The 10,079-nt window shown below is 73.0% G+C and carries 12 protein-coding genes; 6 read left to right on the forward strand and 6 right to left on the reverse strand.

What is annotated here, in order from left to right:
- The 3 genes from E1300_RS43040 to E1300_RS43050 all read right to left on the reverse strand — a co-directional run.
- On the reverse strand, nucleotides 1-219 hold a 219-nt coding region (locus E1300_RS43040; protein WP_207400285.1), incomplete at its 3' end, for a hypothetical protein.
- 73 nt (nucleotides 220-292) lie between these two features.
- Nucleotides 293-814, reverse strand: a complete 522-nt coding sequence (locus E1300_RS43045) for a nuclear transport factor 2 family protein (RefSeq protein ID WP_131763048.1) — start codon at nucleotides 812-814, stop codon at nucleotides 293-295.
- Between the two features lie 36 nt (nucleotides 815-850).
- Nucleotides 851-1,501, reverse strand: a complete 651-nt coding sequence (locus E1300_RS43050) for a TetR/AcrR family transcriptional regulator (protein ID WP_131763049.1) — start codon at nucleotides 1,499-1,501, stop codon at nucleotides 851-853.
- Nucleotides 1,502-1,634: 133 nt separating this feature from the next.
- On the opposite strand from E1300_RS43050, the gene E1300_RS43055 reads away from it, so the two are divergent.
- The 4 genes from E1300_RS43055 to E1300_RS43070 are packed head-to-tail and all read left to right on the forward strand — an operon-like array spanning nucleotide 1,635 to nucleotide 5,536.
- On the forward strand, nucleotides 1,635-3,161 hold the full coding sequence (locus tag E1300_RS43055) for a class I adenylate-forming enzyme family protein (RefSeq protein ID WP_131763050.1): 1,527 nt from the start codon (nucleotides 1,635-1,637) through the stop codon (nucleotides 3,159-3,161).
- Nucleotides 3,158-3,742, forward strand: a complete 585-nt coding sequence (locus E1300_RS43060) for a VOC family protein (RefSeq protein WP_131763051.1) — start codon at nucleotides 3,158-3,160, stop codon at nucleotides 3,740-3,742. The genes E1300_RS43055 and E1300_RS43060 overlap by 4 nt, the downstream gene beginning before the upstream one ends.
- Entirely contained in the window at nucleotides 3,726-4,367 is a 642-nt protein-coding gene (locus E1300_RS43065) for a carboxymuconolactone decarboxylase family protein (RefSeq protein ID WP_131763052.1), read from the forward strand. The genes E1300_RS43060 and E1300_RS43065 overlap by 17 nt, the downstream gene beginning before the upstream one ends.
- On the forward strand, nucleotides 4,367-5,536 hold the full coding sequence (locus E1300_RS43070) for an acyl-CoA dehydrogenase family protein (protein ID WP_131763056.1): 1,170 nt from the start codon (nucleotides 4,367-4,369) through the stop codon (nucleotides 5,534-5,536). The genes E1300_RS43065 and E1300_RS43070 overlap by 1 nt, the downstream gene beginning before the upstream one ends.
- 62 nt (nucleotides 5,537-5,598) lie before the next feature.
- On the opposite strand, the gene E1300_RS43075 is transcribed toward E1300_RS43070, so the two are convergent.
- The 3 genes from E1300_RS43075 to E1300_RS43085 all read right to left on the reverse strand — a co-directional run bounded on the left by E1300_RS43075 (nucleotide 5,599) and on the right by E1300_RS43085 (nucleotide 8,972).
- Nucleotides 5,599-6,480 carry an RNA polymerase sigma-70 factor gene (locus E1300_RS43075; RefSeq protein ID WP_131763053.1) on the reverse strand — a complete coding sequence of 294 codons (882 nt, stop codon included), beginning with the start codon at nucleotides 6,478-6,480 and terminating at the stop codon, nucleotides 5,599-5,601.
- Between the two features lie 90 nt (nucleotides 6,481-6,570).
- Entirely contained in the window at nucleotides 6,571-7,758 is a 1,188-nt protein-coding gene (locus E1300_RS43080; protein ID WP_131763054.1) for an NAD(P)/FAD-dependent oxidoreductase, read from the reverse strand.
- A gap of 113 nt (nucleotides 7,759-7,871) precedes the next feature.
- Nucleotides 7,872-8,972: an SMP-30/gluconolactonase/LRE family protein gene (locus E1300_RS43085; RefSeq protein WP_207400286.1), complete on the reverse strand. Its 1,101-nt coding sequence runs from the start codon at nucleotides 8,970-8,972 to the stop codon at nucleotides 7,872-7,874.
- Between the two features lie 320 nt (nucleotides 8,973-9,292).
- Between E1300_RS43085 and E1300_RS43090 the strand changes: the two genes are divergently transcribed.
- Both E1300_RS43090 and E1300_RS43095 read left to right on the forward strand, forming a co-directional pair.
- Complete coding sequence (locus tag E1300_RS43090; RefSeq protein ID WP_207400287.1) at nucleotides 9,293-9,706, forward strand: phage holin family protein; 414 nt, start codon at nucleotides 9,293-9,295, stop codon at nucleotides 9,704-9,706.
- Nucleotides 9,703-10,079: DUF3618 domain-containing protein (locus E1300_RS43095; RefSeq protein ID WP_131763055.1), on the forward strand; the 377-nt coding region annotated here is incomplete at its 3' end. The genes E1300_RS43090 and E1300_RS43095, both read left to right, overlap by 4 nt.

Genomic DNA, 10,079 nt, shown 5'->3' on the forward strand with positions numbered 1-10,079 from the left:
GTCCGCGCCCGTGTCCCCCGCGCCGGTGTCCCCCGCGCCCGAGCCGCCGGCGACGGGCGGGTGCGGCGGGTCGCGGCGCAGGATGAGCGGGCGCCCGTCCGCCTCGAACGCCCACGTCTCGCGGCTCGCCCCGCCGGACAGCCGCCGCAGCCCCGTCACCTCGGCCGACAGCAACCCGGCGAGCGCCCCGGCCAGCGCCCCATCCAGGCCGCCGCTCATGCCACGTCTCCCCGAGAGAACGGCCCCCCGCGCCCCGCGGCGACGGCACCGGATACGAACCCGCTCCGCACGCTCATGCCCGCTCAACCCGCTCGACCCGGTCGCCCTGCGCGACCTGCGCGACCCGCTCGGCCTGCTCGACCCGCTCGCCCTGCGCGACCTGTTCGGTCTGCCGCTTCCGCTCTGCCCGCTCGGCCTGCTGGGCGGCGGCGAGCGCGCGGAGCGGGTCGCTGCCGCGCGTGTCGGCGTACTCCTCGACGCGGGTGATGCGCGGGGCGCCGTCCACGCCGTCCACGGTCACGAACAGGCACGCGGCCATCTCGATCGCCGTCCCGTCGGGGAGCTCGCCGCGCAGGACGTGCCGCTGGACGTAGCCGTCCGGCAGCGGGTCACGCCGGATCTCCTCGTAGCGGAAGTCGCGCAGGTTGCGGGACAGCCAGCGGAGCGTCCGCAGGTTGTCGTCCACGCCCTGCTCGGCGCCGCCGCCCGCGCCCGGGCCGTTGTGCCAGATCCTCGCGCCGGGCGCGTAGAGGGAGCGGAGCGCGTCCACGTCGCCTGCGGTGATCGCGGCGATGAAGCGGTCGGCGATGTCCACGGATGTCTCCTTCGGGGGTGGGGCGCCGGACGGACCTCAGGCCTGGAGGCCGAGGGCCCGGATGGTGAGGTCGTCGAGGGTGTCCAGGAGCCGCTGGGTGTCGGGGGCGTCCTCGCCCTGGACGAGCCACAGGTACAGGGAGTGGTCGACCATGGCGGCGAGGGCGCGGGCCGCCATCTCCGCGTCGATCCCGGGGTCGACGAGCCCGGCGCGCTGCCAGCGCTCGATCGCCTTCGCGGACCGCCCGATCGCCCCGGCGCGGTGCTTGCGGCGCAGCTCCTGGAACTCCACGTTGAACGTCGCGACCTGCTCGATGATCGCCATCATCTTCGCGTTGCGCCGGTACGCCTCGTAGTAGCCGCGGTTGGCGCGGCGGACGCGCGCGGCCGGCGACGGGCCCGCGGCCGGGAGGAGGTCGTGCTGCGTCATCTCCTGGAAGAGCCGGTCGGCCACCTCCAGGAACACCGCCTCCTTGGACGGGAAGTAGGTGTAGAAGGACCCGTAGGCCACCTTGGCGTGGCGGGTGATGTGCGCGACGCGGGTGTCGAGGAACCCGCGCTCCTCGAACACCTCGCGGGCGGCGGCCACGATCCGCGCGCGGGTCCGCGCGCCGCGCTCGGTCAGCGGCGCCGCCCCGGCGTCCGCCCCGGTCTTCGCCGCGTCCGCGGGGCCGGCTTCGCCGCTCATCTGGTGGTCCCTCCTCATCGGTCCCCGCCCGGGGTTGACAACCCGATGCTCCCAGGATCAGGATCCCGAGCATCGAGCAAAGTTGATATGACTGTCAAGTCAACTCCGAGGAGACCCGCATGCCGAGGCGGCCATGCTGATCAGCGACATCGTCGAGTACGCGGCCCGCAAGCACCCCGCCCGTCCCGCGATCCGGTCCGAGGAGGAGACGATCACCTTCGCCGAGCTGCGCGACCGGGTCAGAAGGGTCGCGAACGCGCTGCTCACGGTGGCGGAGCCCGGCGACCGCGTGGCCGTCCTCGCGGGCAACCGGCCCGAGTACGTCGACCTCTACTACGGCGTCCCCGCGGCGGGGATGGCGCTGGCGTTCCTGAACCACCGGCTGCACCCGGCCGAGATCGCCGCGCTCGCCGACCACGCGCAGGCGTCCGTGCTCGTCGTGAGCGGCGAGTACCTGGACGCGATGCGGGAGCACCGCGACGCGATGCCCACCGTGAAGACCGTGGTCGGCCTGGACGGCGGCGGCGACCGCGCCTACGCCGACCTCGTCGGGGCCGCGCCCGCGTCCGAGCCGCCCCGCCCGGACGAGAGCGCGCTCGGCTGGCTCGTGTACACGAGCGGCACCACCGGCGCGCCCAAGGGCGTCATGCTCTCCCACCGCAACCTCGTCGCGGGCGTCGCGAGCTCCGCCGCGCACTGGGAGATCCCGGACGGGAGCGTCTTCCTGTTCTGCTTCCCGCTGTGCCACGTCGGCGGTTACGCGATCCTCGTGAACCACCTGCGCGGCTGCACGGTCGGGATCGTCCGGTCCTACGACAACGAGACGTTCCTGCGGCTCGTCGCCGACTGGGAAGTCACCCAGACCGGCCTCGCCCCCACGATGATCGCGTTCCTGCTCCAACACCCCGGCATCGAGGACCGCGACCTCGGCACGCTGGAGGCCATCGGGTACGGGGCGTCCGCGATCCCGGCGGAGGTGCTGCGGCAGGGCATGCAGGTGCTCGGCTGCGACTTCTACCAGGGCTTCGGCATGAGCGAGACCGGCGGGAACATCCTGTACTTCGGGACCGCCGACCACCGCCGCGCCGCCGCGGGCGAGACGCACCTGCTCGCCGCCGCCGGGCGCTGCATGGACACCGCCGACATCCGGATCGTGGACGCGGACTTCGCCGACGTCCCGGACGGCGAGCCCGGCGAGATGCTCGTCCGCGGCGACCAGGTGATGTCGGGGTACTGGCGGGAGCCCGGGCTGACCGCCGAGGCGTTCCACGACGGCTGGCTCCGGACGGGTGACATCGTCCGCCGCGACGCCGAAGGCATGGTCTACATCGTCGACCGGATCAAAGACATGATCATTACTGGCGGGGAGAACGTCGCGTCCCGCGAGGTCGAGGAGGCGCTGCACCGGCATCCCGCGGTCGCGGAGGCCGCGGTGTTCGGCGTCCCCGACCCGCGGTGGGGCGAGTCCGTCGCCGCGGCCGTCGTGCTGCGGCCCGGCGCGTCCGCCACCGCCGAGGACCTCGTCGCGGCCTGCCGCGCGAGCCTCGGCGGCTACAAGGTCCCGCGGCGCGTCGAGTTCGTCGCGGAGCTGCCCCGCAACGTCGCGGGGAAGATCCTCAAACGCGAGCTGCGCGCCGCCCACCAGGAGGGAGTGTCATGACGGCCCGGAGGAACACCGAGTTCGAGCTCGGCGGCATCAACCACCTCGCGCTCGTGTCGTCCGACATGAAGCGCACGATCGACTTCTACGGCGGCGTGCTCGGGATGCCGCTGATCAAGACGCTGGACCTGCCCGGCGGGCTCGGCCAGCACTTCTTCTTCGACTGCGGCGGCGGCGACTGCGTCGCGTTCTTCTGGTTCCCGGACGCGCCGGACCCGGTGCCCGGCGTGTCCGCGCCCGCGGGCCGTCCCGAGCAGGGCGAGCTGGTCAGCGCCGTCGGGTCGATGAACCACGTCGCGTTCCACGTCCCGCCGGAGAGGTTCGAGGAGTACCGGAAGCGGCTGAAGGAGAAGGGCGTCACGGTCAGCCCGATCCTCAACCACGACGACAGCCCCGCCGGCATCGCGCGGACCTTCGACGACGGCGTGTTCGTCCGGTCCTTCTACTTCCAGGACCCGGACGGCATCCTGCTGGAGTTCGCGTGCTGGACCAAGGAGTTCACCGACGCCGACGTCTCGCACGAACCCAAGACGGCCGCCGACCGTACAGCCCCCAAGGAGCGTCATGCCGCGACTGCGTGAAGTCCCCCGCGCCGAGGTCACCGACGAGCGCGTTCTCTTCTTCTACGACCACCTGTTCGCCCCCGACCGCGACCCGGCCGTCGACCACGGCACCGCCACCGGCTCCCCCGGCGACTGGTGGACGGTCTTCGCGCAGGACCCGGACGTGTTCCGGCACGCCGTCCGCGGCTTCGCGCTCTACCGCAACGCGAGCCTCGACCCGGTGCTGCGCGAGCTCGGCCAGTGCCGGGCCGGGTGGGCGCGCGGCAGCCAGTTCGTGTTCTCCCAGCACTGCAAGCAGATGCGGGCGCTCGGCATGGCCGAGGAGAAGATCCAGTCGATCCCGCACTGGCAGACCGCCGACTGCTACTCGCGGCTGGAGCGGGCCGTCCTCGCCTACACCGACGGGCTGGTGCTGGACGGCGGGCGCGTCCCCGACGCGGTGTTCGAGATCCTGAAGGAGCACCTGCCCGACAAGGAGATCCTCCAGCTCACCTACATCACGTGCATGTACGAGATGCACGCGACGATGGCGCGGGCGCTGCGCCTGGAGTTCGACGACCGGGACGAGCCGGTCGTCGAGGTCGCCGCGCCCGAGGGCTACGGGAACCGGGACATCGCCGCCGACCTCACCGGGCGGGCGTGATGCTGTTCCCCGTGCCGGACCGCGTCCGGGGCGTCCGCGACGCCGTCCACGCGTTCATGACCGAGCGGGTCGAGCCCGCCGAGCCCGTCCTCAACGCGGGCGGCGAGGAGTCCCGCGAGGCGCTGCTGGACCTGCGGCGGCAGGCGAAGAAGGAGGGCCTGTGGGCCCTCGGCCACCCCGCCGAGCTGGGCGGCGGCGGCCTGCCGTTCCTCGACTACGTGTACGTCAACGAGGTGCAGGGCCGCAGCGAGTGGGGGCAGCTCGCGCTCGGCACGTTCACGCTCCAGGACTCGCTGATGCTGCACAAGTACGCGAGCCCCCGGTGGCGCGAGCGCTACCTCGCCCCGCTCGTCGCGGGCGAGGTGTCGCCGAGCTTCGCGATGACGGAGCCGTCCGTCGCCGGGTCCGACCCGACCGGCATCCAGACGACCGCCGAGCTGGACGGCGACGAGTGGGTGATCCGGGGCCGCAAGTGGTTCACGACGGGCGCGGGGCAGGCGGCCTACACGACCGTCATGTGCCGCACCGAGCCGGAGAGCCCGACCCCGCACCGCGCCTTCAGCATGATCGTCGTGCCGACGGACACGCCGGGCTACCGGATCGTCCGCGAGACGCCGGTGCTCGGCCTGAACGGCGGCCACTACGAGGTCGCCTACGAGGACGTCCGCGTGCCGGCGGACCATCTGCTCGGCCCGCGCGGGCACGGCTTCGTCATCGCGCAGGACCGGCTCGGCCCGGGCCGCATCTTCCACTGCATGCGCTGGCTCGGGCAGGCGCAGCGCGCGTTCGAGCTGATGTGCGCGCGGCTGGACGTCCGCGTCGCGTTCGGCGAGCCGCTGTCGGCGAAGCAGCTCATGCAGCAGCACGTGTTCGACTCCTACACCGAGATCCAGGCGTCCCGGCTGCTCACGCTCCAGGCCGCCGAGCAGATCGACGCGGGCGACCAGGCACGGATCGAGATCGGCGCGATCAAGGTGGTCGGCGCGCGGATGCTGCACAACGTCATCGACCGGGCGATCCAGGTCCACGGCGCGGCCGGGCTCACCGACGACCTCCCGCTGTCGCGCATGTACCGGCACGCGCGGGAGGCCCGCCTCTACGACGGCCCGGACGAGGTCCACATCCAGAGCACGGCCCGCCGCATCCTCAAGGCGGCCAACGCCGGATAGCCCGGCCTGGTGACGGCTGGGCTTGTGCCGGTGAGGCGAGCGCCGTCCATGGCGTTCGGCGCTCAGAGGAGGTCGGGGCGCAGGCCCCTGAGCTTGTCCGGGTTGAGCTGCATGCGCAGGTTCTGGATGCGGCCGTCGACCAGGTCGAAGGTCACGGCGCCGACGGGGGTGTCTCCGAGGGCGAACAGCACGCCCGTCTCTCCGTTGATGGTGGCGGGCCGCAGGGCGACACCCGCCGACTGGGGCTTGGCCAGGACGCCGAGCATCCAGCGGGCGACGTGGTCGAGGCCGTGCAGGGGGCGGCGGGCGGCGGTGACCTTGCCGCCGCCGTCGGACCAGAGGGTCACGTCCGGGGCGAGCACCTCCATCACCGCGTTGAGGTCGCCGCCCGAGCAGGCGGCGATGAAGCGGGCGGCGACCTTCTCGCGCTGTGCCGGGTCGGCGTCGAAGCGGGGCCGCCGGGCCTGGACGTGCTCGCGGGCACGGTGCGCGATCTGCCGGACGGTGGACTCGGGCCGCTCCAGGATCCCGGCGATCTCGGCATGGGAGTACCCGAAGACCTCGCGGAGCAGGAACACCGCGCGCTCGGTGGGGCCGAGGGTCTCCAGCACCACCATCAGCGCGGTGGAGACGGTGTCGGCCACTTCGGTCTCCTGGGCCGCGTCGGGCGAGGTGAGGAGCGGCTCGGGCAGCCACGGGCCGACGTAGGCCTCCCGGGTCGCCCGTGCGGAGGTGAGCCGGTTCAACGCCAGGTTGGTGACGGTCCGGACCAGGTAGGCCCTCGGATTCCGGACGGCGGAACGGTCGGCGGAGTTCCAGGCCAGCCAGGCGTCCTGAAGCACGTCCTCGGCGTCGGCGACGCTGCCCAGCATCTGGTACGCGGTGGCGAACAGCAGCCGGCGGTGTTCGAGGTAGGGATCCGGTTCCGGCGTCGTGTCGGTCATGGGTCCATGCTTTCGGTGCACTGATCGGAACAGGAGACCGGGCAGGGCCGCGCCGGCCGGCGCGCGGTCCGGCCGGGTCGCCGGCCGGTGTCAGGCGGCGGGCCTGCGGGTGGCGCGTCCGCCTTTGGAGAGGGTGGCGGTGACGTTCATCCGCTTGCTGAGCCGGTACAGCTTCACCGGGCTGCTGCTGACGGCCTCCTTGTAGAGGACGGCGGCGCGGCCCTTCAGGTAAGCCCGGCGCGGGGTGTCGTCGGCGCGGGTGAACTGGATGACGGCGTCGCGGCGGCCGAGGCTCACCGGCTGGTGGAAGTAGCCGAACCGGAACGGCTTGACCGTGCGTCCGCGCACCAGCCGGTCGATGGTGTCGGCGGTGTACTGGGCGGTGGGCATGCCGCTCTGGCAGGTGCCGTGGATGCGACCCCAGGGCATGTCGATCGCGGCGGCGTCGCCGATCGCGTGGATCTCCGGGTGCGAGACCGAGCGCAGCGTCGCGTCCACCACGATCAGGCCCCGGCCGTCCACGGCGATGCCCGCGTCACGGGCCAGCGGGGCGACCGTGACACCCGCCGTCCACAGGCAGAGGTCGGCGTGGAGGGTGTCGCCGCCCTCTAGTTCGACCGCGTCGGGAAGGACCTTCGCGACCCGCACGCCCGCCCGCACGGTGACGCCGAGGCGGTCCAGGGCACGGCGCATGTACGCGCGGGCCTTCGGGCCCATCATCGCGCCGGGCTCGTCCGAGCTGAGCAGCGTCACGGCCACGCCGGGGTGCGCCTCGGCGATCTCGGCCGCCGCCTCGACGCCGGTCAGCCCGCCGCCGCACACCATGACCGTTCCCCCGGCCGCCGCGACGTCGCGCAACCGCTCGGCGAAGCGTGCCGCCCGCGGGCCGTCGAGCGTGAACGCGTGCAGGTCGGCGCCCGGGACACGGCTGACGTCGGCGGCGCTGCCGATCGCGTACACCAGCGTGTCGTAGGCCAGTGCCCGCACGTCCCCGTCGACCTCGACCCGCACCGTCCGGTGCTCGGTGTCGATCGCGGTGGCCGTGCCCTGGACGAAGCCGATCCCGGTGCCGGCCAGCAGATCGGGGATCCGGTGCTCGGCCAGCGTCTGTCCGGCCGCGACCTGGTGCGTCCGCAGCCGCTCGACGAACCGCGCCGACGGGTTGACCAGCGTGATCCGGACGCCGGTGCGGCGGGCCCGGTGAGCCAGCCGGATCGCGGCCATCATGCCCGTGTAGCCGCCGCCCAGCACGACGACGCGGTGTTCGATGCTGCTCATGTCAGCCTCCCTGGATCAGGCCGCCGGTCAGTGCTCCGGTGCCGGCGACGCCCATGGGACAAACGACCCCGCCCGGACGCGACACCCAGCCAATGTGATCCACGCCACACTTCTCAGGCGTCCCGGTAGTTCAGCTTGAGGCCGGGCCGCGGCCAGTTCTCGATCTTCAGGAGCTGGCCGGTGCTGGAGGCCGTCACGTAGGCGGTCCGCATGTCCTTCCCGCCCCAGCAGATGTTCGTGATGCCCGGGTCGTCGTCCACGTCGATGTCGACGAACTCGACGAGCTTCCCGGACGGCGCGATCACCGAGATCCCCGCGTGCACCATGGACGCGACGCACACGTTGCCGTGCGCGTCCACGCCGAGCGAGTCGAAGTTGGTGTAGTCGGGCGCGGTGTAGAGGAAGTTGCCGCCGCCGGAGCCGCCGAGCGACCGGCCGCCCTTGATCTCGCCGGGCGCGGTGACGTCCCACCACCAGACCCGCGCCGTGTAGGTCTCGCTCACGTACAGGCGCTTGCCGTCCGGGGACAGGCCGATGCCGTTCGGGCCCTCCATCCCGCCGGCGAGCTGCTTGATGGACGAGCCGTCCGCCTTCGCGTAGTACAGCCGGCCTTTGTCGCCGGTGACGCCGTCGCTCTTGCCGTAGTCGGTGAAGTAGATGCCGCCGTGCGCGTCGAAGACCAGGTCGTTCGGGCCGCGGAGCTGGACGCCGTCCGCCTCGGTGTACAGCGTCTCCACGGAGCCGTCGGAGAGGTCGACGGCCTGGATGCTGCCGGTGGTGTAGTCGTCGGGGATGCCGCCCGCGAAGACGAAGCCGCCGACCTCGAAGCGGCGCAGGCCGCCGCAGTTGGCGAGGTAGACCCGCCCGTCCGGGCCGAGCGCCGCGCCGTTCGGGCCGCCGCCGACCTCGGCGGCCACGGACGTCGTCCCGTCCGGCCGGACCCGGGTGAGCGTGCCGCGGTGGATCTCCACGACGAGGACGTCGCCGTTCGGGAGCGCGACCGGGCCCTCGGGGAACAGCAGCCCGCCGGCCAGTTTGGTGATCTTCATTCGGGTTCCTCTCGGATGCCTGCCCCGGCCGCGGCCGCCGGCTCCCTCGCCCGCGGCCGCGGTCCGGCCCGTGCCCGCGGCGGTGTCCAGGACGGTGCCCGCGACGGTGAGTCCCGCGGCCAGCCCGAGTCCCGACATCAGCGATCGCCGAGTAAGCCGTTCCATCGCCACCATCCTTCGTGCGCGGGGCTTGTCGAGGCCACGATTGCATGCGATCCGGGCAAATTTCCAGCCTTAGAACGAACCAAGCGGCCGGATTGTATGCAACAAGCGTCATAGGACGGCGGCGGAGCGCCCGCCGGAGCCGTCGGCGCGGGCCCGGCCCGCCCCCTGCGCCGGACGGCCTTGGTTGCCGCCCGGCAAATTTTTCTGTCGTTTCACCGCCCCCAGGTCGTTTAGCGCGGTGTCGCGGGGAACGGATCGGCGAAAGTTCGGCGCGGGCGCGGCCCGGGAGGAGCCGAGATGGCACAGGGAGTCGGGAGCCGATGAGTACGCAGCGGGCGCCAGGGAGCGGCTCGGAGCCGGGGGTGGGCGAGCTGGTGAAGCAGGCCGCCGAGCAGATCCCCCAGCTCGTGCGGGCGGAGATGCGGCTCGCGGTCGCGGAGATGAAGGACAAGGGCCGGCACGCCGGGAAGGGCGCCGGACTGTTCGGCGGGGCGGGGCTGGTGGCGCTCTACGGGGCGGGCGCGCTCGTGGCCGCGGCGATCGCGGCGCTGGCCCTGGCATTGCCGGTGTGGGCGGCGGCACTGATCGTCGGAGCGGTGCTGCTGGCCGTGGCCGCCGTGCTCGGCGTGCTCGGCCGCGGCCAGGTCCGCCAGGCGGGCTCCCCCGTCCCCGAGCAGGCGATCGAGTCGATCCAGCAGGACGTCACCGAGATCAAGGAGAGTGCGCGACGATGACCACCGAAGGTGCCGGCCCCGCGAACACGGGCCCGACGACCGGCGTCCCCGGGACCGCGGAGGAGCAGCGGACCGAGGCGCGGCAGGCCGGCCCGCACGCCGGTGCGGGGCAGGACCAGGACGAGCTGCGGGAGCAGGTCGTCCGCCGGCGCGAGGAGCTGGGCGAGACGGTCGAGGCCCTCGCGGCCAGGACCGACGTCAAGGCCCGCGTGAAGGAGAAGGCCGGGGAGGTGCGGCAGAAGACGACCGCCACGGCGCAGCAGACGGCGCGGACCGCCCGCGAGAAGGCCGGGCAGGCCGGGCAGCAGGCGCAGACGAAGGTCCGCGACCTCACCGAGAAGACCCGGCAGACCGCCGCCGACCCGGCGGCGCG

The organism is Actinomadura fibrosa (genome assembly GCF_900659615.1).
Classification (GTDB): Bacteria; Actinomycetota; Actinomycetes; order Streptosporangiales; family Streptosporangiaceae; genus Spirillospora; species Spirillospora fibrosa.